General features: G+C 43.9%; 21 protein-coding genes. 10 read left to right on the top strand and 11 right to left on the bottom strand.

All coding sequences use genetic code 11. The annotated features are described in order from the left end of the window. The first annotated feature begins 90 nt into the window (after positions 1–90). Positions 91–1,932 carry an asparagine synthase (glutamine-hydrolyzing) gene (asnB, locus tag AC6H1S_RS06745; RefSeq protein ID WP_497565619.1) on the top strand — a complete coding sequence of 614 codons (1,842 nt, stop codon included), beginning with the start codon at positions 91–93 and terminating at the stop codon, positions 1,930–1,932. Between the two features lie 61 nt (positions 1,933–1,993). On the opposite strand, the gene AC6H1S_RS06740 is transcribed toward asnB, so the two are convergent. Continuing rightward, positions 1,994–2,842 carry an energy transducer TonB gene (locus AC6H1S_RS06740; RefSeq protein WP_497565618.1) on the bottom strand — a complete coding sequence of 283 codons (849 nt, stop codon included), beginning with the start codon at positions 2,840–2,842 and terminating at the stop codon, positions 1,994–1,996. A 318-nt stretch (positions 2,843–3,160) separates the two neighbouring features. Between AC6H1S_RS06740 and AC6H1S_RS06735 the strand changes: the two genes are divergently transcribed. Next, positions 3,161–5,344 carry a glutamine synthetase III family protein gene (locus AC6H1S_RS06735; RefSeq protein WP_199141498.1) on the top strand — a complete coding sequence of 728 codons (2,184 nt, stop codon included), beginning with the start codon at positions 3,161–3,163 and terminating at the stop codon, positions 5,342–5,344. 49 nt (positions 5,345–5,393) lie between these two features. Here AC6H1S_RS06735 and AC6H1S_RS06730 read toward each other — a convergent pair whose 3' ends face one another. From AC6H1S_RS06730 to AC6H1S_RS06715, 4 genes are all read right to left on the bottom strand, one after another. Further along, the gene (locus tag AC6H1S_RS06730) at positions 5,394–5,843 is read right to left on the bottom strand and encodes an HvfX family Cu-binding RiPP maturation protein (RefSeq protein WP_497565617.1); all 450 of its coding nucleotides are present in this window, start codon (positions 5,841–5,843) and stop codon (positions 5,394–5,396) included. A 13-nt stretch (positions 5,844–5,856) separates the two neighbouring features. Next, positions 5,857–6,612 (bottom strand): HvfC/BufC N-terminal domain-containing protein, encoded by a 756-nt coding sequence (locus tag AC6H1S_RS06725; RefSeq protein ID WP_497565616.1) that lies wholly within the window; start codon positions 6,610–6,612, stop codon positions 5,857–5,859. Beyond that, positions 6,599–7,429 (bottom strand): HvfB family MNIO-type RiPP peptide maturase, encoded by an 831-nt coding sequence (locus AC6H1S_RS06720; protein ID WP_497565615.1) that lies wholly within the window; start codon positions 7,427–7,429, stop codon positions 6,599–6,601. Before AC6H1S_RS06720 ends, AC6H1S_RS06725 begins: the two co-directional genes overlap by 14 nt. 61 nt (positions 7,430–7,490) lie before the next feature. Continuing rightward, a complete protein-coding gene (locus tag AC6H1S_RS06715; protein WP_497565614.1) occupies positions 7,491–7,841 on the bottom strand; it encodes an HvfA family oxazolone/thioamide-modified RiPP metallophore in 351 nt (116 codons plus the stop codon). Positions 7,842–7,994: 153 nt separating this feature from the next. Here AC6H1S_RS06715 and AC6H1S_RS06710 point away from each other — a divergent pair, with 153 nt between their 5' ends. Beyond that, on the top strand, positions 7,995–9,176 hold the full coding sequence (locus AC6H1S_RS06710) for an AIR synthase related protein (RefSeq protein ID WP_199141503.1): 1,182 nt from the start codon (positions 7,995–7,997) through the stop codon (positions 9,174–9,176). Between the two features lie 67 nt (positions 9,177–9,243). Here the strand turns inward: AC6H1S_RS06710 and AC6H1S_RS06705 are convergent, their stop codons facing one another. After that, positions 9,244–10,095, bottom strand: a complete 852-nt coding sequence (locus AC6H1S_RS06705; RefSeq protein ID WP_497565613.1) for a dienelactone hydrolase family protein — start codon at positions 10,093–10,095, stop codon at positions 9,244–9,246. A 103-nt stretch (positions 10,096–10,198) separates the two neighbouring features. Next, positions 10,199–13,570 (bottom strand): TonB-dependent receptor, encoded by a 3,372-nt coding sequence (locus tag AC6H1S_RS06700; RefSeq protein WP_497565612.1) that lies wholly within the window; start codon positions 13,568–13,570, stop codon positions 10,199–10,201. Positions 13,571–13,968: 398 nt separating this feature from the next. Between AC6H1S_RS06700 and lpdA the strand changes: the two genes are divergently transcribed. The 3 genes from lpdA to AC6H1S_RS06685 all read left to right on the top strand — a co-directional run bounded on the left by lpdA (position 13,969) and on the right by AC6H1S_RS06685 (position 16,873). Further along, positions 13,969–15,357: a dihydrolipoyl dehydrogenase gene (lpdA, locus tag AC6H1S_RS06695; protein ID WP_199141417.1), complete on the top strand. Its 1,389-nt coding sequence runs from the start codon at positions 13,969–13,971 to the stop codon at positions 15,355–15,357. Between the two features lie 118 nt (positions 15,358–15,475). Then, on the top strand, positions 15,476–16,315 hold the full coding sequence (locus AC6H1S_RS06690; protein ID WP_497565611.1) for an MBL fold metallo-hydrolase: 840 nt from the start codon (positions 15,476–15,478) through the stop codon (positions 16,313–16,315). Further along, positions 16,316–16,873: a GNAT family N-acetyltransferase gene (locus tag AC6H1S_RS06685; RefSeq protein ID WP_497565610.1), complete on the top strand. Its 558-nt coding sequence runs from the start codon at positions 16,316–16,318 to the stop codon at positions 16,871–16,873. Here AC6H1S_RS06685 and AC6H1S_RS06680 read toward each other — a convergent pair whose 3' ends face one another. From AC6H1S_RS06680 to AC6H1S_RS06670, 3 genes are all read right to left on the bottom strand, one after another. Next, on the bottom strand, positions 16,874–17,080 hold the full coding sequence (locus tag AC6H1S_RS06680; RefSeq protein ID WP_199141420.1) for a helix-turn-helix domain-containing protein: 207 nt from the start codon (positions 17,078–17,080) through the stop codon (positions 16,874–16,876). It lies immediately after the preceding gene. A gap of 1 nt (position 17,081) precedes the next feature. Continuing rightward, positions 17,082–17,888 carry a DUF2975 domain-containing protein gene (locus tag AC6H1S_RS06675; RefSeq protein ID WP_497565609.1) on the bottom strand — a complete coding sequence of 269 codons (807 nt, stop codon included), beginning with the start codon at positions 17,886–17,888 and terminating at the stop codon, positions 17,082–17,084. Between the two features lie 127 nt (positions 17,889–18,015). Further along, positions 18,016–18,528: a hypothetical protein gene (locus AC6H1S_RS06670; protein WP_497565608.1), complete on the bottom strand. Its 513-nt coding sequence runs from the start codon at positions 18,526–18,528 to the stop codon at positions 18,016–18,018. Positions 18,529–18,955: 427 nt separating this feature from the next. Between AC6H1S_RS06670 and AC6H1S_RS06665 the strand changes: the two genes are divergently transcribed. From AC6H1S_RS06665 to AC6H1S_RS06650, 4 genes are all read left to right on the top strand, one after another. Continuing rightward, positions 18,956–19,816, top strand: coding sequence for a sigma-70 family RNA polymerase sigma factor (locus AC6H1S_RS06665; protein ID WP_055130013.1), 861 nt, complete (start codon positions 18,956–18,958; stop codon positions 19,814–19,816). Between the two features lie 121 nt (positions 19,817–19,937). Next, positions 19,938–21,386, top strand: coding sequence for a glyceraldehyde-3-phosphate dehydrogenase (locus AC6H1S_RS06660; RefSeq protein ID WP_497565607.1), 1,449 nt, complete (start codon positions 19,938–19,940; stop codon positions 21,384–21,386). Between the two features lie 131 nt (positions 21,387–21,517). Then, positions 21,518–22,303, top strand: a complete 786-nt coding sequence (locus AC6H1S_RS06655) for a PhzF family phenazine biosynthesis protein (RefSeq protein WP_497565606.1) — start codon at positions 21,518–21,520, stop codon at positions 22,301–22,303. A gap of 194 nt (positions 22,304–22,497) precedes the next feature. Further along, positions 22,498–22,983 carry a hypothetical protein gene (locus AC6H1S_RS06650; protein ID WP_199141425.1) on the top strand — a complete coding sequence of 162 codons (486 nt, stop codon included), beginning with the start codon at positions 22,498–22,500 and terminating at the stop codon, positions 22,981–22,983. Here AC6H1S_RS06650 and AC6H1S_RS06645 read toward each other — a convergent pair. Further along, a complete protein-coding gene (locus AC6H1S_RS06645) occupies positions 22,980–23,570 on the bottom strand; it encodes a DUF502 domain-containing protein (protein ID WP_497565605.1) in 591 nt (196 codons plus the stop codon). The genes AC6H1S_RS06650 and AC6H1S_RS06645 overlap by 4 nt on opposite strands. Between the last annotated feature and the right edge of the window lie 5 nt (positions 23,571–23,575).

Below are 23,575 nucleotides of genomic sequence, written 5' to 3'. Positions count from 1 at the left end.
TGAACCAAACAAAGCCAAACCCCGCCAGGTTGCCGGCCCCAATCAGATATAGATTTTAGCATTTTTGCGCCAATTGTATAGAAAACAAGTATGTGCGGGATAACAGGATTTATCGATCATACAGGAACCTTAACGGAGCAGCATCTCCGAAAAGCGTCTGCCTCCATCGCCCATCGTGGCGGCAATGGCAGCGGCTTTATTATCGATACCCAAGCCCATTACACTTTAGCCATGGCCAATGAGCGTTTGGCCACCATAGACCTGAGTCCCAAAAGCCAACAGCCACTTACTTCCAACTGTGGCAATTACAGCATTACTTTTAACGGCACCATTTACAATTATCTCGAATTGAGGGAGGCCCTGATCAAATACGGCATTGCCTTTTCTACGTTAACCGATACCGAAGTAATCCTTGAAAGTTATAAGCGATGGGGCTATAAGGCCTTCGAAAAACTCGACGGTTCCTTTGCTTTCGCCTTGTTCGACAGGAAACAAAATCAGCTGCTGCTGGCCAAAGACGAAATAGGCGCCAAGCCCTTGTATTATTTCAAGCAAAAAGGCTGCTACGCCTTCGCCTCCGAAATCAGGGCTTTGCTGCAGTACCCCGCTATTGAAAAGGCGATTAGCCCAAATGCGCTGGCTACTTATTTCAGGTACGGCTACTTCATCGGCGAAGAAACCATTTACCAGCACATCTACAAGTTTAAAAAAGGCATGCTGACCACGATAGACATCCACAGTGGCAACAGTTACGACAGTCCGTTAACCATGCGCAAGCCTCCGCAGGTTGCAAACGAAACGCAAAGCGAAGAAGAAATCCTGGCTAAAATCGAGGAACTGCTAACCGAATCCATTTTAAAAAGAAACGTGGCCGATGTGCCTATAGGCTTATTGCTGAGCGGTGGCTACGATAGCGCCACAACTGCAGCCATTTTGCAAAAAAACCAAACCAAAAGGATAAAAACCTATACGCTCGGCTTTAAAGGCGAAAAACTTGACGAGGTGCCACAAGCTCGAAAAATAGCCGAGTACCTCAAAACCAATCACCACGAGCTCTACCTCGATAAAAACCAGGCACGAATGATCCTGAAGGAGCTGCCAGAGGTTTTTGATGAGCCCATTGGCGATAGCGGCGCCATTCCCTTAATGTTTATCGCATCGAACGTAAATAAAGAATATAAGGTATTGCTCAGCGCCGAAGGTGGCGACGAGCTTTTTGGTGGCTATCGGACGTACTCGCGTGCCTTGCAGTTTGAGCGGTTGCAAAAAAGAAAAATCCCGAAACTGATTAAACGTTTGGTGCTGGGGCTGCTCAAAAAAACACGTCCGCAGCTAAAGGAGGTCATAGAAGCCGAAAACCTGTTGGCCAAATACCTCGAAATCAACGCCAGCTTTACGCACCACCAGATCAATAGGTTGCTCAATACGGACAACGCGCCCAGCAAGGGCATAGAACGAAAGGCGCAAAACATCAAAGACCTGTTGATTTACGACCTGCACAATTACCTGCCCAATAATATTCTTTTTAAAAGCGAGCGGTGTTTTGCGCATTATGGCATAGACAACCGTGATGCCTTGCTGAAAACCGACCTTGTTGAGTACCTGGCCACCCTGGATTCGAAATGGTTTATCAAAGATGGCGAACAGAAATACCTGCTCAAAAAAATCACCAATAAATACATCCCGGCCTCTTACCTCAAAAAACCGCAAAAAGGCTTTGGCATTCCACTGGCCAACTGGCTTAAAACTTCTTTCAAGCCCTTGATAGAAACCTATCTTTCGGCCGAAAAACTAAACAGCCATGGCTTGCTTAACCTGAAGGAGGTGCAGAAAATCAAAAACAACTTCTATACCAACGGCTCCGCCTACAATGCCCAAAAGGTTTGGTTGCTGTTGCAATTCCAAATGTGGCACGAAAGATGGGTGGCTTAAAATAAAAAAGCGGTGACAAAATCACCGCCCTTTGAAGCACTTTCGGAGCGTTACCTTTATATTATGGTGTGATGGTATAATTAATCGGCATATTGTAGCGAACCCTAACCGCTTGTTTGTTTTGACGGCCGGCTTTCCACTTCGGCGATTTCTTGATCACGCGCATGGCTTCCTCATCGCAGCCGCCACCAATGCCCTTTACCAGGTTCACGTTACTGATAGAGCCATCTGTTTCGACCACAAAACTTACATATACCTTTCCCTGAATGCCATTTTCTTGTGCCATATAAGGATACCTTAGGTTTTTTTGGATAAATTTGGCCCAGGCCGCCATCCCACCCGGAAATTCCGGGTATTCTTCCACACCTGCCAATTCAACAATGGCACCCGGTTCGTTAGTACCTGTTGTTGCATTTCCGCCACCCCCACCTGTATTCGTGCTCGGCTCAACGGCATTTACTTTTCCAGCAACACCCTCTTGCGTGGTATTAGAAATTACCGCCTCTTGAACCTGCGCCGTTGTTGGTGGCTCTTCAATAGTTTCCTCCACCATTTTAATATTGGCAGTTAGCTTAACCGATTTAACGGGCGCAGGATCTTTGATGGGTTCAGCCTTGGCAGGCTCCTCTTTTTTCGGTTCTTCCTTCTTCATTTCGTGGATGGGTTGCTGCGACAATTCTACCGGAATAACCTTATCGGCTATTTCTTTAGGCTCGTGCGCAAACATTTTAGCATAGATCATAGGCCCTACAAACAGCATTGCAAACAAAGGCGCCACGATCATAAACGACCTGAACAAGATACTTGCCGACTGCATCCTTAAGGCGTAAGCGCCATAATCCTTGTTTCTGTTGTTGAATACGAGAGCGAGCCACTCGCTGCCGTACAAATTTGATGAATTGTTGAACATAGCTTTTAGGTTTTTCAACTATGATGTTAGTTGATTAGATATTCCATAAAGCAATTCAAAATATTTTTTTTTGACCTCTTGGGAAGCCTGCACCTGTGAAGTTTTAGAAACGTTGCATGCCTAGGCTCGAGTTAAACTTTACAAGTATTAGCAAGCATCAAAAATATTTATCCACATCAAACCCTATTTATTTCGAGAAATTTTGAAGAAAAAAATTGTATTTTAACAAAAACCAACATTTTTTATCACCAAAAAATCAATTATCATTGAAAAAACAGATTAAAAAATATATTTTTGGATAAAATTTTAAACTAATCCATGAAAAGTCTAAGAACTATTGCTCTAAAAGAGGCGCAAACCAGAGTATCACCTGAAGTTAAGGCCCCTTCTACTAAAATTTCTGAATTTTTCGGTTCAAATGTTTTTGACAAGAAAAAAATGAAGGACTACTTGTCCAAAGAAGTTTTCGAAAAACTAATGGCATCCATTGGTCAGGGAGAACTCATCAACCAGGAAGATGCCAATCAGATTGCGTCGGCAATGAAAACTTGGGCCATGGGCAAAGGTGCTACCCACTATACGCACTGGTTTCAGCCATTAACAGGTTCAACTGCCGAAAAACACGATTCGTTTTTTGAGCCAAGCGGCGACGGCGCTATCGAGAAGTTTTCTGGCAGCGCATTGGTACAACAAGAACCAGATGCTTCAAGCTTCCCTAACGGTGGTATCCGCAATACGTTCGAGGCCCGTGGCTACACGGCTTGGGACCCTTCTTCACCTGCATTCATCATGGAAAGCAAAGCAGGCAAAACCCTTTGCATTCCAACTGTATTTGTTTCTTACACCGGCGAAGCCTTAGATTACAAAGCTCCATTGCTAAAGGCATTGGCCGCTATGGACAAAGCTGCCGTTGATGTTTGTCAATATTTCGATAAAAGCATCACTAAAGTGAATGCTTCATTGGGTATCGAGCAAGAATATTTCTTGGTTGATTTGGCCCTATACAACGCCCGTCCTGACCTTGTATTGACTGGTCGCACCTTATTCGGACACATGTCTGCCAAAGGCCAACAACTGGAAGACCACTATTTCGGCTCTATTCCTGAGCGCGTATACGCTTACATGGTAGATTTCGAAAACGAGGCGCTTAAATTAGGTATTCCTCTAAAAACCCGCCATAACGAGGTTGCACCTTCGCAATTTGAATGCGCTCCTATTTACGAAGAAATCAACTTGGCTATCGACCATAACCAATTGTTAATGGATTTGATGGACAAGGTTGCCTTAAGACATAACTTCAAAGTATTATTGCACGAAAAGCCTTATGCAGGCATCAACGGATCGGGCAAGCACAACAACTGGTCGCTAATTACCGATACCGGCAAAAACTTGTTGGCTCCAGGCAAAACGCCTAAAAACAACTTGATGTTCCTGACTTTCTTCGTAAACACCATTAAAGCGGTGCACGAACATGCCGATTTGTTGAGAGCCAGCATTACTTCGGTAAGCAACGACCACCGTTTGGGTGCCAACGAAGCTCCCCCTGCAATCATTTCTATTTTCTTAGGGCAACAGTTAGACGAAATTTTAGATGAAATCGAGCATTCTCGCATCAGCAAGAAAGCCAAAGAAGACAATGGTTTGTGGCTAGGCATCCCTAAAATTCCGCAAATCTCTTTAGATAACACCGATCGTAACCGTACTTCTCCTTTTGCCTTTACCGGCAACAAATTCGAATTGAGAGCGGTAGGTTCTTCGGCTAACTCTTCTGCTCCAATGACTGTATTGAACGCGATTGTTGCAGACCAATTGACCAAGTTTAAGATTGATGTAGATAAATTGATCAAAAAAGGCGACAAAAAAGACGTGGCTTTGTTAACCGTGATCAAAAGATACATCAAAGAATCAAAAGACATCCGTTTCGAAGGCAATGGCTATAGCCAAGAATGGGCTGATGAGGCTGCCAAACGCGGTTTGTCGAACATCAAAACTACGCCAAAAGCTTTGGACGCCTATGTAAGCGACAAATCAACCGACCTGTTTGTTAAAACCAACATCTTCAGCAAACGCGAACTGCATGCCCGCCATGAGATTTTGCTAGAAAGCTTCTACAAAAAACTACAGATCGAGGCCAGAGTAATGGGCGAAGTAACCAACAGTCAGATTTTGCCTGCAGCTATCGCCTACCAAAATACCTTGATCGAAAACGCCAAAGGACTTAAAGAACTTGGCTTGAGCAAAGAAGCCATCGCTACGCCATTGGCGATCATCGAAAAACTTTCTGAGCACATCGGTATTGTTAAGAAAAGCATCGATACCATGCTTGAAGAACGCAAGAAAACCAATGCCATCGAAGACAGCCGCGACAAGGCAATCGGTTATGACGAGAAAGTTAAAGTTTACTTTGACACCATCCGTTACCATACTGACAAATTGGAGCAAATTGTTGACGATAGCGTTTGGCCATTGCCAAAATTCAGAGAATTACTCTTTTTAAAATAGAAACTTTACATTTAAGGTTAAAGCGCCCCGAAATTCGGGGCGCTTTTTTTTATTTTGCTTGTTTATATTGACGGGCAAGCAATTCATCTATGCTTAATTTCCCCGCACCAAAAAACAGCAAAACCAATAACATCGCTATATAATAAAGCGGTATTTCGAAACCATTGTTGCCTGCTTCAAATCCATTAGCCCAGTGCACTGTAGCAATGGCCACTAGCATGGTAACGATTAAAGGAATGGCGATTAACCGCGTACCCAAACCAAGAGCCAACAATACTACTCCGAGCACTTCTGTACCTGTGGCCAGGTATGCGTTTACATGCGGCAAGGGGATACCAATTTCTTCAAACCAAGATGCAATATCAGCAATGCTGGCCAGTTTCATTTTCGCGGGTCCATAAAAACCATAGGCGAGCACAAGCCTAAGCGAAAGCAATGGCAACCACTGGACCTTGTTGAACAGGGCTACAGTTGCGAAATACTTTGTACGTATTTTCATATTCAATAAAAGATTAATTTATAAAACCGAGCAGCAACTGCTGTTCGATGGCTTTTGCTATAAAACCAGCCACCATGTCCCTATCGGCCATGGATAAGGCCAACTGGTATTCGCTTTCAAACCTGCCCAACAACTGAGGCAGCGTTAAAGCTTCGTCGGCCAAATACTCGACGACCCTAAACATTGCAGGCGACAATTCGTTGAACTTTACCTCTCCTTCCTTATCGCGATGGGCAACTACATAATAATCGCTTTTATCTTTTTCAATGATTTGGAGAGGGTTTTTAAGGTGTACAGGGTACCTGAATAACAGCATAGCCAATTCTGGATTAAGCACCAGCTTATCTTCCAAGCTATTTCCTATCTGCCTATAGTCGACAACCCGGTCTTCCATCATAAATAATTCTATCTCTATCCATTCAAACCATAACAGGTCTTTTAGAACCGGGTATTTGATTAGAATTGGATGCTGTTTTTCTATGAGATAGGCATAAAATTCCTTTGGCATATACCAAACCTGTGGAGAATGACATGGATGTTTGGAGAGAAAATCGTCTACCGTATTTTTCCATTCTTTTTTAGGCAGCAATTCAAATGTTAACGGATAGGCATTTTCGAGGGTATCGTTAACTACATTGGAAACCAATCTTCTGTAATACGATACATTTTTTCGGTTAACGCCAGGAATATGCGTCATTTTTCCGGTACGGCAGTATGCTGCCAATGCCGATTGATGCTGAAAAGTTGTTGTTGTATCAGGCCGCTGCATAAGGCTGTACTTTAATTGCTTTGTTCTTGATCGATTTCAGTTTATCCATTTCCTGCTGCAGTTCGCCCATCTCAGGGATATTAAAATCGCGTTCCAACAATACCGGCACATCCCTTCCCAACTGCTCCATGGCAAAATCAAACAGCTCATATACCGGATCTACAATGGCTTCGCCGTGCGTATCGATGATCAGCGTATCCGACACCTGCAAATGGCCAGCCATGTGGATATAACTCACCTTATCCATTGGCAATTGCTTTAAAAACGCCTTGGCATCATAGCCGTGGTTAAAGCTGTTCACATAAACATTGTTCACATCCAGCAACAGGCCGCAGTTTGCCTCGGTTATGATTGCGTTAATAAATTCGATTTCTGATAGTTCTGGCGCAACAGGCGTATAATAGCTTACAATTTCTATAGCGATCTGCCTTTCTAACACATCTTGTACCGTCCTGATCCTCCCTGCCACATGTTTCACCGCCTCGGCTGTAAAAGGGATGGGCAAAAGATCGTACAAATGGGCATTGTCACACTTGGCATAGCTTAAATGTTCAGAATAAATGCGCGCGCCTGTTTCGGCTAAAAACGTCTTGACCTTACTCAAAAATTCAAAATCTAATTCGTCGGGACTCCCAACAGAAAGCGACAAGCCATGTGTAAACAACGGATACTTTTCTAAGGCCCTACGGAATTGTTTTTTCCAAAAGCCTCCAACACCTATCCAATTTTCGGGTGCCACTTCGATAAATTCCGGTCTCAAAGCTGTATTTTCCAGAAATTCGGAAGCAAAATCTTTTCTATAACCTATGCCTACCATTGTTTTAAGACTTAAAGATTTTAGGTGAGATCGCTCACCTAAAATCTAGTTCAACGCTGTGTTATCCTTTTGTTTTTGGTTTGGTCTTTTTGTCGCCACATTTGCCTTCTCCACACTTGCCTTCTTTGCCTTTTTTGCCGGTCTTGGCTTTTTTATCGCCACATTTGCCTTCGCCACATTTACCTTCCTTACCTTTTTTCGCAACAGAATCTGCTTTGCCTTTTGCGCCGCATTTAAGATCTAGGCTTTTGACACCTGTTTCTCCCTTTGCCAATAAATTTGTTCTCAGTTCTTCGGCAGTGCCCAAACTGTTGTGACTAAACAGGCCCGATGCACTAGCTGTAAAACCTGATACTGCGATAATAGCTCCTGCGATTAGTGAACTGGCGATCATGCTTTTTTTCTTTTCCATGTTGTTAAAATTTTGATTTTAAGTTTTCTTTCCTGTTTAGTAGCGCAAGCGCGTCAAACCTTACAAAAAAAATTTTCTCCAGTTAAAGAAACCTGAAAAGCCATCCCGATTTACTGTCCGTTTTTCCCTTAAAACCGCTATCTTTGTAGCAACATGAGCGATAACAGGTACAACCAACGTGGCGTTTCGGCCTCGAAAGAAGATGTGCACAATGCCATCAAAAACATCGACAAGGGAATTTTTCCGCAAGCATTCTGCAAAATCATTCCGGATATTTTAGGAAACGACGAAAACTACTGCAACATCATGCATGCCGATGGCGCGGGAACCAAGTCTTCGCTGGCTTACACCTACTGGAAAGAGACCGGCGATATTTCGGTTTGGAAAGGGATTGCCCAGGATGCCATCATCATGAACCTGGACGATCTGATCTGCGTGGGCGCTACCGACAATATCTTGTTATCCTCAACCATTGGGCGCAACAAAAACCTTATTCCTGGTGAAGTTATTGCGGCCATTATCAATGGCACCGAAGAAATTTTGGCCGAATTGCGCGAATTGGGCATTTCTATCTACTCTACTGGAGGCGAAACCGCCGACGTGGGCGATTTGGTAAGAACCATTATCGTCGATTCGACCGTAACCTGCCGCCTCAAACGTGAAGAGGTCATCAGCAACCATACTATCCAGCCCGGCGATGTGATTATCGGCTTGGCTTCTTACGGACAAGCCAGCTACGAAAGCGAGTATAATGGTGGCATGGGCTCTAACGGATTGACTTCTGCCCGTCATGATGTATTTGAAAAATCGATAGCCAATAGTTACCCAGAAAGCTTTGACCCTGCCGTACCTCTGGATCTTGTATTTTCTGGCGGCAAGAAATTAACCGATCTGGTAGCCATCGACGATCAACATAGTATAACCGCAGGCAAACTGGTACTCTCTCCTACCCGTACGTATGCCCCGGTGCTTAAAAAAATACTGGACCAATACAGAAAAGACATCCATGGCTTAGTTCACTGCAGCGGTGGTGCACAAACCAAGGTATTGCATTTCATCAATAACGATATACATGTAATTAAGGATAACCTGTTTCCTGTTCCACCTTTGTTTAAACTGATCCAAGAACAATCGGGCACCGACTGGAAAGAAATGTATAAGGTATTTAACATGGGGCACCGCATGGAAATTTATGCGCCTGCCGCCATTGCCGAGGACCTGATTGCCATTTCAAAAAGTTTTAACATCGATGCCCAAATTATTGGCCGAGTAGAGAAAGGCGAACAAAAACAAGTGACCTTAACCAGCGAGAAGGGAACTTTCGTTTACAACTAACCCAAAAGGATATTAAAAAAGCCCCGACAAAACCGGGGCTTTTTATGTTGGTTAGCGTAGCTAAGTTTTAACCAATTTTTGCCTTGAACAAATCTATGGTTCGCTGCCAAGCCAATTTAGCGGCAGCTTCATTATACCGGGTTGGCGAAGTATCGTTGTTAAAGGCATGGTTTACGCCATCATAGATATAGAGTTTGTAATCGATATGGCTGGCTTTTAGGGCTTGCTCGTAAGCCGGAATGCCCGCGTTGATCCGTTCATCCAATCCGCCGTAGTGCAACATAATGCTGGCCTTTATTTTAGGCACGTCTTCGGCCTTTGGCTGGGCGCCATAGTAAGCTACCGCGGCCATCAGATTTGGATCATTAACTGCCAGTTTATTGGCCATGCCCCCGCCCCAGCAAAAACCTACACAAGCCGTTTTGCCATTGCCATCTTTGTGTTTTCTCAAATATTCCAACCCTTTAAGATAGTTTTGCAGGTTCTTATCGGCATCAAGCTTGCCAATCAGTTCGCGACCTTTATCTTCATCTGCCGGCGTTCCACCAAACGGAGAAAGTGCGTCTATGCCTAAAGCCAGAAAGCCTTCGGTTGCCATACGTTTAGTTACATCGATGATATGTGGATTAAGCCCTCTGTTTTCATGAATCACCACGACGCCTCCTAAGCTTTTCTTGTTTTTGGGTTTGGCCAATACGGCTTTCATTTCGCCTTCGGCGCCTGCATAGCTGACATTTTCAACGCTGATATCTTCGCTATGAAAACCAGCTGCACTTGCATAGTTGTTTTCGAGCATGGGCAGAACGCTCAATGCCAGTGCCGTGCTTCCAGTTAGGATAGCTAGCTTTTTCATAAACGCTGCCCTGCTCAACCGGCTATGAGTGTACGAATCGTACAGGTTGATGATTTCCTGATTCATGGTTTCGGGTTTTGATACAAGATACAAATTATTGACTAACGAAAAGTTAAGGCAAAAAAAATCCCGCTAGCAAGCTAGCGGGATTTTTTTGTATGCGACGGTATTAGTTAAAGTTATAACGGATACCAAATTGAGCATAGAAAGTAGAAGATATGGTTTGAGAAGTACCAAAAGTGCTTCTTACGATATCGCCTTGGCTACTTGCCATAATAAATGTTGGCTTAGTAGTAGCGCTAATTGCACTCACGTTTTGAGGAACCAAAATAGCAGCATTGTTTACAAAGTTAACATTGCCCCAGTTTCTGTTCAACAAGTTGCCTACGTTGAAAATATCAGCAGTGAACTGCACTGAATTTTTAGAGTTGCCAAAGTTTTTGAATATTTCTTGGGTCAATCTAAAATCGAATTGGTTTCTCCAAGGTGAAGTTCCACCGTTACGTTGAGCGTACTCGCCTTTGTGTTTGCTCAAGTATTTATCTTGGTTGATATAAGCAAAGAAAATATCGCTTTGTTCTTGCGGCGTATAAGCTTTAGCATACTGTCTTACAGTAGTTACGCCACCAACTGTTGATGTAACCAAGTTAGTAGGTACCTGAACGAAAGTGATTTCAGATGGATCTCTTGGAATGTAAATCAAATCGTTTACTTGGCCATCACGGTTAAAGTCAGCCGAGTAAGTATAAGAGAACCTACCTTGTTGCGAGCCTTCATAGAATAATGACACCGAAGTAGCTAAATTTTTCAGGAACTCTTTTTTGTAAGAGATCGAAGCAATTAAGCGGTCAGGGTTCAAGTTACTTGAATAGCTCAAAGTTGGGATATTTGAATTGGTTGAAGTTTGAGGAATTGACCACAAATTCAACAATTGATCGCCAGAACCGTCGCCAAAGTTACGTTGATCGGTACGGGTGTAGGCAATCATCATCGACAAGCCTTGGCTAAATTGTTTGCTCAACTGTGCAGTAGCCATCCAGTTGTAACCACCTTTGGCATTGCCCATTTTAATAACGTTAACTGCTTGCGTACCAGTGGCAGATGGAACACCTGCAGAAGTAGTATTTACCGCTTGTCTTGCGTTTACGCTATTTGGATAGAAAGGCCTATTATCAGGGTAACCAGCAATGTTCAATGGAGCTGGGTCTTTCAAGTTTACGTTCATGGCTACAGCCGAGTAAAGATCTTTACCATAGATACCCTCTAAAGTACCTACGATGCCCCATGGCAACTTGGCATCAACAGCTAAACTTGATTTCCAGGTTTGCGGGAAACGCAAATTTTTAGACATCGCACTGATGGTACTTGGAATAGTAGTACCTGCGGCTCCTTTTGGAGAAGTCAGGTTAGGTGCAATGCTAGGGTTAAAGAATGGCGTTGCATTACCTGAATAAGTTTGAGTGTATTGCAACAAACCAGCATCACCTGATTGTGAAACGATCCATACAAAAGGAACACGGCCAGTAAAGATACCGGTACCACCCCTTACTTGTAACGAACGATCGCCGTTTACATCCCAGTTAAAACCGAAACGTGGAGAGTAGGTAATTTTGTTATCAGGCAATTCGCCAGTGTTCACGGTTGCACCATTGGCAAAAGTTTGAGCCGCGACCAAAGGATGCGTTCTGATCGCATCTGTACTTGGATACCTGGCTTGTTCTACCCTTAAACCGGCGGTCAATTTCAAACGATCGGTAACGGTAAACTCATCTTGCAAATAAGCAGAATATTGGGCGAATTTAAAGCTTGGGAAAGCTTGAGAACCATCCGCAGTTAAAGGATAAGTAACTGAATATTGCAATGGTCTTGCGCCATTCACAAAATCATCCCATGATTTGAAGGTATAGAAACCAGTTCCAAAACGTTGGAAACCGTTTTTAGTTGTACTGAATTCGGCTTGTAAACCCAAAGTCAAGTTGTGTTTGCCTAAGGCTGCGCTCAACTCGTCGCTATAAGTATAGGTTTTAACATCTCTTAAGTTACCATAGGTAAACGGCTCATAACCAAAAGTAGTAAGCACGTTACCAGCTGAAGTACCAGTTTGGGTATTATCCAAGATATCAACCAATGGGAATGGAGCACTGTCTGAATTCCTAGGGTCATTTTGGTGCGAATAAGCCGCACGCAAAGTGTTGGTGAATTTGCTGCCTAACTGAGAGTTTAACTCAGCAGTACCTGAATAAAGGTTGGCTGCTTGGTAATAGTTAGAGTTAGCAAATGGCAAACCAGCGTTTTGGTTGTTACCAGACCTTACGTTTCCATAAGACAAGCTTCCTGTAACAGCAGATCCAGAAACCGAAGTACTTGCAGGACTTGGGCTTTGGCTTTCTACCTGGTTGTAGCGCACACTGAAGTGATGGCCTTTAGCAATGTTCCAGTCTAAACGGGCGAAGAACTTTTTATTGTCGCTCACGTTCTCGTAGTTTTGATAAGAACCTGTTTTATAACCATATTTTGTATCCAAGAAAGAACTTACTGAATTCATAAAATCAGCAGTAGTTTTGGTTACGGTAGATAGCGATCCATAAGGAAGAGCTGGGGTAGCGGCAATCCTGGTTGAACCTGGCGCTTTTGTCTTTTTGATCTCGCCATTTACAAAGAAAAATAATTTGTCTTTGATAAGCGGACCGCCAAAGCTGGCACCATAGTTTTTCTCATCTAGGTTCTGCAGACTGGCAATGTGGTAATCGCCAATATTACGACCTTGCTGATCATCGCCACGCATGGTGTAGAAGATATTGCCTGAAAACTTATTTGTACCTGAACGTGTAACAGCGTTTACAGAAGCACCGGTAAAACCGGTCTGACGAACATCATAAGGTGTTACATTGATTGAGATCTGCTCCAAAGCGTCAATCGAAATTGGAGAACCGCCAGCGGGAATATTAGCACCAATACCAAATTGGTTGTTGTAGTTGGCACCGTCAACCGTAAAGTTGTTCGAGCGGTAGTTACCACCACCAATAGCTGTACCATTAGCCTGAGGCGTTAAACGCGTAATATCGTTGACACTACGGGTAATAGTTGGCAAAGATTGGATTTGTTGCCTGCTTACAACGGTATTTGCACCGCTTTTGTTCGAATTTAAGATCGGGTTGCTGCCTGTACCTATAATGTTAACGGTAGACAAAGTAGAGCTGTTGTCTGAAAGCGTTACATTAAGCACGAAAGGCTCGCCTAATTTTAAATAAACATCTTCAAATTTTTGTGGTTTATAGCCCACAAAGCTTACTTCAACGGTGTATGGGCCACCTACGCGCATCGCACCAATGGTATAGCGACCATCGGCGTTGGTAATTACGCCATAAACCGTACCGGTAGGCGTGTGTGTAGCTTTAACGCTAGCACCAGGCAAAGTCTCTTTCGAATCTTTGATGGTACCGGTCATTGAAGTTGTGGTAACCTGCGCATTGGCAACAACGCTCAAGCCCACAAAAGCAAAGACAATTACTACAAATTTTAATAGTAAAGATTTCTTCATACTCTTTTATTTTTTTTCGTTTTGTTAATGATATGTTAAATATCGCCACAAATGTAAATATTAATTTTCGACAGGTTTACATTTCCAATGTTAAATTATTATTAATTATCCCAAAACTTATCAACACTTAACATCAGATCACCATCCTTTAACTAGCAGTTTTTCAGCATTTTGACAGCCAGCAACTTTTGTATTTCTTTTTAACGCTTTACACCAAGCTTATTTAAATTGTCAAAAGCTTGTAGCAACAGGGGAGCTAATCTTATTTTAACCAACATTTTTTTTAATTTTGACACATTATTTTAAGTTAATTCCTTTTTTAAAAAGATACGAACCCGGCATAATTAGAATAATTATCAAAGGCTCCATCTGACAATTAAAAACAAAAACGCAAACAGATGAACTACGATGTAATTGTTATAGGCAGCGGTCCAGGCGGATATGTAACTGCAATAAGAGCGTCGCAATTGGGCATGAAAACCGCAATTGTAGAACGCGAATCATTAGGTGGTATTTGCCTTAACTGGGGCTGCATCCCAACTAAAGCCCTGATTAAAAGCGCACAAGTTTTCGAATATATCAACCATGCGGCAGAGTACGGTATTGAAGCGGCCGAGCCCAAAGCCGATTTCGCTGCCATTGTTAAACGCAGCCGCGGCGTAGCCGATGGCATGAGCAAAGGCATCCAGTTCTTGATGAAAAAGAACAAAATCGACGTGATTATGGGTACCGGAAAAGTTAAACCTGGACAAAAAGTTGAGGTTAAAGGCAACGACGGGACCCAACAGGAATTAACCGGAAAGCACATCATCATTGCTACTGGCGGCCGCTCTAGAGAATTGCCAAACCTGAAGCAAGATGGCAAGAAAGTAATCGGCTACCGCCAGGCCATGGTATTGCCAGAACAACCCAAATCGATGGTGGTGGTAGGCTCTGGAGCCATTGGCGTTGAATTTGCCTACTTCTATGCCACATTGGGCACCAAGGTAACCATTGTAGAATTCATGGAAAACATTGTTCCGGTTGAGGATGAGGAAGTATCGAAACAATTGTTGCGCAGCCTCAAAAAATCGGGCATCGAGATCATGACCTCTTCAAGCGTCGAATCTGTTGACACCAGTGGCACAGGCTGCAAAGTACAGGTTAAAACAGCGACCGGCATGCAAACTTTGGAGTGTGACATCGTGCTCTCTGCTGCAGGCGTAGTAGCCAATATCGAGAATATCGGACTGGAAGAAACCGGCATCAAAACCGATAAAGGCAAAGTGGTGGTTGACGAATTTTACAATACCACCGTCAAAGGATATTACGCCATTGGCGATATCGTTGGTGGACAGGCCTTGGCTCACGTGGCATCAGCCGAAGGCATTACCTGTGTAGAAAAAATTGCCGGATTGCATGTAGACCCTATCGATTACAACAACATTCCGGGCTGTACCTACTGCTCGCCAGAAATTGCTTCGGTAGGCTACACCGAGAAAGCAGCAAAAGCAGCAGGTTACGAATTGAAAATTGGCAAGTTTCCATTCTCGGTATCGGGCAAGGCAAGCGCTGCTGGCGCTAAAGATGGTTTCGTGAAACTGATTTTCGACGCCAAATACGGCGAATTGCTAGGCGCACACATGATTGGCGCCAACGTAACCGAAATGATTGCCGAAATTGTAGTAGCCCGCAAGCTCGAAACTACCGGCCACGAAATGATCAAAGCTATACACCCGCACCCTACCATGAGCGAAGCGATCATGGAAGCCGCCGCGGCAGCTTACGGAGAAGTAATCCACTTGTAAGCAAAAAGCTTAAAGATAACTGGAAAGCCTGTTGATGAAGTTCAACAGGTTTTCTTATTTTTGCCACTAGGCAAACCTTTGAAGGTTTTTCGCCAATTATTTGTTTTAACCCTGCAACATGAAACTCTATACCATTAATACCGGCTTTTTTAAACTCGATGGAGGCGCCATGTTTGGCGTGGTTCCGAAAACGATCTGGCAAAAAAGCAATCCGGCCGACGCCAACAACATGTGCGATTGGGCCATGCGCTGCTTATTGATAGAAGACGGAAGCCGCTTGATTTTGGTTGACAACGGCATAGGCAACAAACAGGATGAAAAGTTTTTCGGCCATTATTACCTGCATGGCAGCGACACCTTGGATAAATCTTTGGCGCTACACGGATTTCACCGAAACGATATTACCGATGTATTCTTAACGCACCTCCATTTCGACCACTGCGGAGGCTCCATTGAAAGAATTGGCGACAAACTGGTTCCAGCTTTCAAAAATGCTGTGTATTGGTCTAACCAACAGCATTGGGACTGGGCTGTGCATCCAAATGCGCGCGAAAAGGCTTCTTTCCTCAAAGAAAATATCCTCCCTATCCAAGAAAGCGGGCAATTGAGGTTTATTCCCACCCAAGATGGCGTATTTTTTCACGATGACATCAAAATCCGCTTTGCCTACGGCCATACCGACGCCATGATGCTCCCACAGCTCAGTTATAAAGACCGTACCATTGTTTACATGGCCGATCTTTTACCCTCGGTTGGACATTTGCCCCTGCCCTACGTTATGGCCTACGACATGTTTCCGCTACAAACCCTGAAAGAAAAAGCTGCATTTTTGGAGGAAGCCGCCAGCAACGAATACATCTTATATTTGGAACACGACCCCATTAACGAATGTTGTACTGTACAGCAAACCGAAAAAGGCATCAGGCTAAAAGACACTTTTAAGTTAACTGAAATCTAGATGATTAGGCAAGCCACCTTGGCCGATGCAAAAGCTATTGCTAAATTGACTGTTGCGGCCATGCCCGACTTGGCCATGCAGTTCTGCGCTTCCAATCGTATTGACGACGCCATTGACTTGCTCGAACGCTTTATTGCGTTGGAAGGTAATCAATACAGCTACGGCAATGCTTTGGTCTATACGGCCGACGGCAAAGTGGCAGGCTCTATTTCGGGTTATGATGGTGCGCAGATTCAGCAATTGCGCCAGCCCTTTTTCACTTATCTTCAAGAAAACTATCATCCACATGGCTTTGAAATGGAATACGAAAGCGAGCCTGGCGAGTACTATTTAGATACCATTAGTGTAAGCCCGCTGCACCAGGGCAAGGGCATTGGCAAAAGCCTGATCAAAGCCGCACTGCAGCACGCGAAGGCCTTGGGCCATCAAAAAGCAGGGCTATTGGTAGATGAAGAAAACCCAGATGCCAAAAGACTGTACGAAAACCTGGGATTTAAAATAGCTGGCCATAAGCTATTGCTAGGCAAAATGCACCACCACCTAAGCTACCAGCTGTAATTACTCGTCCCTAAACTCCAAAATATCACCGGGCTGGCAGGCAAGCGCCCTGCAAATGGCCTCCAACGTTTCGATGCGTACCGCCTTGGCCTTTCCGGTTTTGAGAATGGAAAGGTTTGACATGGTAATGCCCACCCGCTCACTCAGTTCGGTTAACGACATTTTGCGCTTGGCCAGCATTACATCCAAATTTACGATGATCGACATGTCAGATGGTGAGTTGATTTTCTTGTTTGGCAAAGATGGCAATTCTCAGCACTTCAGCCAACAAAATAATCAATATGCCCAAACCGATATTGGTAAAGCTAAATCCATTAAAAAAATCAAGGTCGACATCGAAATGGCGATAGGTCTTATCGTGCATCAGCGAAGCGCTATGCAAACTGGGATGCTGCAAAATAGATCCATTGATTATGCTGACCACAAAGTTGAAAACTTCGCTACCAATCAACAACCAGCCCAGGGATGCCACCAGCTTAAAGCTGCGTTGCTCAAAGATTTCGTTGTCCATATAGCGGTTCGTTAGCTTGATCAGCACCAAGAAGAACAAAGCCGTAACGATGTAATGCACTTGCGAGCTTATTGCCCAAAAGAGGTTGTGTTTCCAGTTGTTCGATTTAACTACCACGCTTACGGAACTGGGCACATATAAGCTATTGGAAATTTCGATGCCCTTGGTATCATAAACCTCAAACCTGTTGATGATTTTTTCGGAAACAGTATCCTTGGCACTTAATTCGTGTTTGAAAGGCAACAGATCGTCTTTATATACCCGTTGCTCGCCATTATTACTATAATAAATAACCGTATCTGGAATACTCATGCTAAGACCAGCCGGCAACGTATAGCCTTCCCGAGAATCTCCAAACGACCAGCCATCTCCTTTGATATAGGGCTTTAGCCCAAACACCCTGACTAAAATACTTAACACAATGGCCGATACGGCGAATAGAAATCCAAATTGGAGAAAAAGCCTGATGAAACGGGCCAGCAAAAAATATTTAACGTTTTTCATAAAGTGTAAATGAGATAGTTTGATTAGATGGTTAAAAGTTGTTCTTCCTTAATTTTATAGCGAGATCAAGACACCCAGTTATTGCCCGTTGCGCCGATTAACATAGACTGATCTTTAATTTCCGTGATTAGATGGTAAATTCTTGTTCCTTTTTCAATTGCAGCGAATAGCCCAGCACAAGCAAAAACACCCATACCATCACAATGGCAATGATCAAATCGGCATGAGGCTGCAGTTTCAGGCCAGCATGCTCAAAATATCCCAGTTTTGTAGCCAAAACGGCATCTTCGGCTTTCGGCAATACATAACGGACTATGATTTCCTTAAAAACGAGCTTTACAAGCAATAAGGCAATTAGGCTGGTCAATATCTTTCGCAACTGCTGCAGGCCCTCTTCAGAAACGAGATTGATAAAAGCTCCCTTCCGCGTATAAACGAGTCTGAAAAGATGATAGGCAACCACACCATAAAGCAAGGTTGTGACCAATTGTTTCAACGCATCGTTAAATACCAGCGACCGCACACTATAATCAGTTAATGCCGGATAGAGCTTTATGATTGATTCCAGTATAAAAATCGTTACGGCGGCTGTCCATACGCCTACCACAATCTGTTGCATCTTTTTGGTTGGTGCATCCATGTTTTTAGCTCTTAGTTTCCAATTTGTTTCTCCAGGTATGCAAATCTGTCAACAATGAAGGACTGACAATGCCCAGATACAGGTTGATCCAAGGTCAGTGAAATTAATCTTGATGTCATCTTTGACAGTACCCTGTCCAACTTTCGAATATTTTTGAAATACTTAAATAAAATATCCTCTTGCAAATAGAAATAATATTTATTAAAAAACAAAATATTTTTATTGTAAATCAATAAATATTCATTCCATTAGGGAAAATTCGGAAATTTACTGACAATTATAATTTGGAATGATTTTTGTAGTCAAGTATTTGTTAAAAAATAGGTCGTAAAGCCTAACATTTTCAGCATTTTACCCTTTCGTACTGTATATTTTTTTGTATTTTTGCAGCTTCGATACTTATATTTCAGAGGACTAAAACACATAAATGAGACAACTCAAAATAACCCAATCCATTACCAACCGCGAAAGTCAATCATTAGACAAATACTTGCACGAGATTGGAAAAGTAGATTTAATTACCGCAGAAGAAGAAGTAATATTAGCACGTAAAATACGTGAAGGCGACCAGGCCGCTTTAGAGCGCCTGACCAAGACCAATTTACGCTTCGTGGTGTCGGTAGCTAAACAGTATCAAAACCAGGGCCTAACCCTAGGCGATTTAATTAACGAAGGCAACCTGGGCCTGATCAAGGCCGCCAAACGCTTTGACGAGACCAAGGGCTTCAAATTCATTTCTTATGCCGTTTGGTGGATCCGCCAGTCGATTTTGCAGGCTATCGCCGAACAGAGCCGTATTGTACGTTTGCCATTGAACCAGGTAGGTTCACTGAGCAAAATCAGCAAAGCCTTCTCTAAACTGGAGCAGGAATATGAACGTGAGCCGTCGCCTGAAGAATTGGCAGACATTCTAGAAACCACTGTCGACAAGATTTCCGACACGTTGAGTAATTCGGGTCGCCATGTATCAATGGACGCACCGTTTGTGCAGGGCGAAGAAAATACCTTGTTAGACGTATTGGAAAACCATGAGCCGAATACCGACAGCAATTTGATCAACGAATCGCTTTCTGAAGAAATCAAACGCTCATTGTCTACCCTTACCGAGCGCGAGCGTGAAATCATCGTATTGTTCTTCGGCTTGAGCACCAACCATCCGCTTTCGCTGGAAGAAATCGGCGAAAAATTTAACCTGACCCGCGAACGCGTGCGTCAGATCAAAGACAAGGCCCTGCAACGCCTGCGCCATACGTCGAGAAGCAAAATCCTAAAATCTTATTTGGGATAACATCCTGCTCGCGCTGACGAACTTAGCACAAAAAAATAAGCAAGATATAATTAGAAAAAGATTGGGTACTCGCCCGATCTTTTTTACTTTTGTGGCTTTCTAACCAAATCAAATTTCTTGTATGTTAAACAAATATCAATCAGAGTTTCAAAACTGGATTGAAAAGGAGAAAAAAGCGCTCGAGCTCATCAGCGCAGTGGGGCACCTATGGTTTGATCGGTCTATCGAACTTGTCCTTTTCCGTAAACCCCTGTTCGATGTAGGAAGCAGCGAAATCCTGGCTTACCACCAGTATGCCAAAGAAGTAAGCGGAAAAGACATTTCCATTTACGAAACGCTCGAACTGGCCCTTACCATTTCGAAATGCAACATTGCTCCCTCGCGCATAGACGTTGGCCGTTTGGCAGCCGAGTGGCTCGACGAAAACAACAACCATTCTTCTATGCACGATTTCATCATCAGCAAATTGGGCAACCACATCGGCAAAGACAAAATCAGCCTAAAACCCAAAGATGTAGTGCTTTACGGCTTTGGCCGTATTGGCCGTATTGCCGCCCGCGAACTGATTGTACAGGCTGGTAAAGGCGAACAATTGCGTTTAAGGGCCATTGTTACCCGCAGCTACAGCGACGAGGAACTGATTAAAAGAGCCGAACTGTTGCGTACCGATTCGATACACGGTCCTTTTAACGGCACCATTATCGAAGATTTTGAAAACAAGGCACTCATTGTAAACGGACAAACCATTTACATCATCGCCGCCAAAAACCCTGAAGATGTTGATTATACGGTCTATGGCATCCAAGATGCTTTGCTGATTGACAATACCGGCGTTTTCCGCGACCGCGACGGCTTGGGAAGACACCTGAATGCCAAAGGCATTGCCAAAGTGTTGCTGACCGCTCCAGCCAAAGGCGATATCCCTAACATCGTAACCGGCATTAACGACGCTGACTTTAACTACGAAACCGAAAATATCTTTTCCAATGCCTCTTGTACCACCAATGCCATAGTGCCGGTGCTTAAGGTTATAGATAGCGCGTTTGGTATTGAAAAAGGGCACATCGAAACGGTACACTCGTATACCAACGACCAAAACCTGTTGGACAACTACCATAAAAAATACCGTCGCGGACGTTCTGCAGCCTTGAACCTGGTGATTACCGAAACTGGTGCAGACAAGGCGGTAGCCAAAGTTATTCCGCACTTGGGTGGCAAACTAACCGGCAATGCGGTACGCGTACCTACGCCTAACGTTTCGCTGGCCATCTTAAATCTTTCTTTGGATAAAACCACCTCGAAAGAAGAGGTAGAAAGCGTACTTAAACAAGCTTCTCTTTTTGGCGATTTGTCGGAGCAACTGGAGTATTCGATTTCGAACGAGTTGGTAAGTACCGACCTGATCGGCAACAGCCACGCTTCGATTGTTGACGGCCCAGCTACCATTATTGCCCGCGACAATAAGTCGATCGTACTTTATACCTGGTACGACAACGAATACGGCTATACCCGTCAGGTAATCCGCCTGGCCAAGAAATTGGCTGGTGTAGTGAGGCTCACCTACTATTAGTCGTGTTGTAGATGTGAGATTTGAGAGGTGAGATTTGAGATTCTTATGGCAATATTTTTCTGTCGCGGGCCTCAAATCCCACCTCTCTTTTGTAAAATCTCTTATCTTTAGCGCTCATCAATTTCTGTTTCATGAAACTCCCTTTATTTCAGGTCGATGCCTTTACCGATCGGCTCTTTGGCGGCAATCCGGCGGCTGTGGTTCCTTTGGCAACATGGTTGCCCGCCCCGGAAATGCAAAAGATAGCTGCCGAAAACAACCTGGCCGAAACTGCTTTCTTTGTACCACAGGGCGATAGCTTTGAACTGCGCTGGTTTACGCCCGAACTGGAAATAGATTTATGTGGCCATGCCACTTTGGCTACGGCGCACATCCTCTTTACCGAATTGGGCCATCGTCAATCGCACATTCATTTCCACACGCTAAAGGCAGGAACCCTAACCGTAACCAGGAATGCGAATTTATATACGCTGGATTTTCCGTCGAGACCCGTAATCGACTGCGAAATCCCCGAAGGTTTGTTGGCCGCAATGGGTGGCAAGGCTCCCATTGAAGTGTGGAACTCGAGAGACTACCTGCTAGTTTACGAAAGTGAAGCCGATGTACTGGCCTTAAAACCTGATTTTGTGGCCATGAGCAAAATAGATATGATGGGTGTTATTGCAACCGCCAAAGGCGACAACAGCGATTTCGTGTCGCGCTTTTTCATTCCCGCAGCGGGCGTTAACGAAGATCCGGTTACCGGCTCGGCCCATTGCAACCTCATCCCCTACTGGGCATCGAAACTGGGCAAAACCCAATTGCATGCCTATCAGGTATCGGCCCGGCGGGGCGAGCTGTGGTGCGAACTTAAAGGCGACCGCGTACTGATGTCGGGTAAAGCGGTGACCTATCTTAAAGGAGAGATTTATGTGTAGCTCATTGGCCGATTAGCGGATCTGGTTAGCTGCAAACTATTATCGCTTCGTTATTCCGCCTCGCAATGACGAGTTGCCTGGAGACCTAAAACACAGCTATCACCCATGAATGCCTTTACATTCAGCAAAAAAGCGATTTTCCTGTAACTAATCGCCTTCAAAATTGTCTATGAAGTATATAAATTCCTTAGGTTATGGATGCGATACTCACTTGGACAAAAGGCTTTTTCGAAAGCAACTACCAAATCTTCAGCAATGGACAGATTAAAAACAGCCTGCTTTTCAACACTTGGAAAAACGAGGCGCAAGGCATAGGTGCCAGCCAAAGTTATCATTTCAGAACCTCAGGCTTTTTGCATCCAACTACACAAATATTCAATCAGCAGCAAGAACTGATAGGCACCATCAACTATAATTCATGGCAAACAAAAGCCACGGTTAATATGAGCTCGGGCGAACAGTTCATGTGGAATTTTACCAATGGCTGGTACTCCAAATGGGCAGTCGGCAATTTTCAGGGCAAGCAAATCTTGTTTGATTCGAACAGCAGCAGCGGGGTTATCAGTACCAATACCGACGATGAAGTGCTTTTATTGATTGGGCTTTTCATCAGGGAATTCCACTCGCGTTTGTTTATCTTCTTAATCCTGATTATCCTCATCCCGATTATTCTCCATTAAAACTGGCTCACGCCACCGCTTACCACCAGTTTCATGGCATCGGCAGCACTCATGTTTAAAGGCTTGATTTTTTCTTTGCTTACAATATAAACCTGTCCGGCAAAGGAATACGAAAAAGGAAAATAAACAATGGCTTCGCCCGGAAGGTCGAGCTTGGTTAAATCGCTCTGCGTTAAAAAACCTATTTTTTTCAGGTTGCCCTCTGCCTCTACCAATACCGGATGGTTAAACTTCTTTTCGTCGCCCACAAAAGCTTCGGTGAGGTCTTTAATAGAAGAAAAGATAAAATTGATGAGGGGCAGTCGATTAAGCATGCGCTGAAACCAATTGTACATGGGCTCGGTAACGAAATTGGTAACAAAGATGCCGGCCAGCAGGATAATGGCGATAACCATGGCCAAGCCCAGACCCGGAATATTGCGGTTGGCGCCTGTAGCCGGATTAATACCCAGAAAATTGTTGATGTTTAACCAACTGTCGACCGTCGTAACTGCCCAAACTACGATAAAAACACTCAGGGCAATAGGTACAACAACCAACAAACCTTTGATAAGGTAATTCAAGAGAGCTTTTCCGATTTTGTTCATAACGC

The organism is Pedobacter sp. TM02 (assembly GCF_059705275.1).
Note: the sequence above shows the minus strand (reverse complement) of the source record. Positions and strands in the feature narration are given on the sequence as shown.

Bases quoted from the DNA above. Each gene is read 5' to 3' on its own strand.
- asnB (WP_497565619.1), top strand. From the start codon at position 91: ATGTGCGGGATAACAGGATTTATCGATCATACAGGAACCTTAACGGAG.
- AC6H1S_RS06740 (WP_497565618.1), bottom strand. From the start codon at position 2,842: ATGTTCAACAATTCATCAAATTTGTACGGCAGCGAGTGGCTCGCTCTC.
- AC6H1S_RS06735 (WP_199141498.1), top strand. From the start codon at position 3,161: ATGAAAAGTCTAAGAACTATTGCTCTAAAAGAGGCGCAAACCAGAGTA.
- AC6H1S_RS06730 (WP_497565617.1), bottom strand. From the start codon at position 5,843: ATGAAAATACGTACAAAGTATTTCGCAACTGTAGCCCTGTTCAACAAG.
- AC6H1S_RS06725 (WP_497565616.1), bottom strand. From the start codon at position 6,612: ATGCAGCGGCCTGATACAACAACAACTTTTCAGCATCAATCGGCATTG.
- AC6H1S_RS06720 (WP_497565615.1), bottom strand. From the start codon at position 7,429: ATGGTAGGCATAGGTTATAGAAAAGATTTTGCTTCCGAATTTCTGGAA.
- AC6H1S_RS06715 (WP_497565614.1), bottom strand. From the start codon at position 7,841: ATGGAAAAGAAAAAAAGCATGATCGCCAGTTCACTAATCGCAGGAGCT.
- AC6H1S_RS06710 (WP_199141503.1), top strand. From the start codon at position 7,995: ATGAGCGATAACAGGTACAACCAACGTGGCGTTTCGGCCTCGAAAGAA.
- AC6H1S_RS06705 (WP_497565613.1), bottom strand. From the start codon at position 10,095: ATGAATCAGGAAATCATCAACCTGTACGATTCGTACACTCATAGCCGG.
- AC6H1S_RS06700 (WP_497565612.1), bottom strand. From the start codon at position 13,570: ATGAAGAAATCTTTACTATTAAAATTTGTAGTAATTGTCTTTGCTTTT.
- lpdA (WP_199141417.1), top strand. From the start codon at position 13,969: ATGAACTACGATGTAATTGTTATAGGCAGCGGTCCAGGCGGATATGTA.
- AC6H1S_RS06690 (WP_497565611.1), top strand. From the start codon at position 15,476: ATGAAACTCTATACCATTAATACCGGCTTTTTTAAACTCGATGGAGGC.
- AC6H1S_RS06685 (WP_497565610.1), top strand. From the start codon at position 16,316: ATGATTAGGCAAGCCACCTTGGCCGATGCAAAAGCTATTGCTAAATTG.
- AC6H1S_RS06680 (WP_199141420.1), bottom strand. From the start codon at position 17,080: ATGTCGATCATCGTAAATTTGGATGTAATGCTGGCCAAGCGCAAAATG.
- AC6H1S_RS06675 (WP_497565609.1), bottom strand. From the start codon at position 17,888: ATGAAAAACGTTAAATATTTTTTGCTGGCCCGTTTCATCAGGCTTTTT.
- AC6H1S_RS06670 (WP_497565608.1), bottom strand. From the start codon at position 18,528: ATGGATGCACCAACCAAAAAGATGCAACAGATTGTGGTAGGCGTATGG.
- AC6H1S_RS06665 (WP_055130013.1), top strand. From the start codon at position 18,956: ATGAGACAACTCAAAATAACCCAATCCATTACCAACCGCGAAAGTCAA.
- AC6H1S_RS06660 (WP_497565607.1), top strand. From the start codon at position 19,938: ATGTTAAACAAATATCAATCAGAGTTTCAAAACTGGATTGAAAAGGAG.
- AC6H1S_RS06655 (WP_497565606.1), top strand. From the start codon at position 21,518: ATGAAACTCCCTTTATTTCAGGTCGATGCCTTTACCGATCGGCTCTTT.
- AC6H1S_RS06650 (WP_199141425.1), top strand. From the start codon at position 22,498: ATGGATGCGATACTCACTTGGACAAAAGGCTTTTTCGAAAGCAACTAC.
- AC6H1S_RS06645 (WP_497565605.1), bottom strand. From the start codon at position 23,570: ATGAACAAAATCGGAAAAGCTCTCTTGAATTACCTTATCAAAGGTTTG.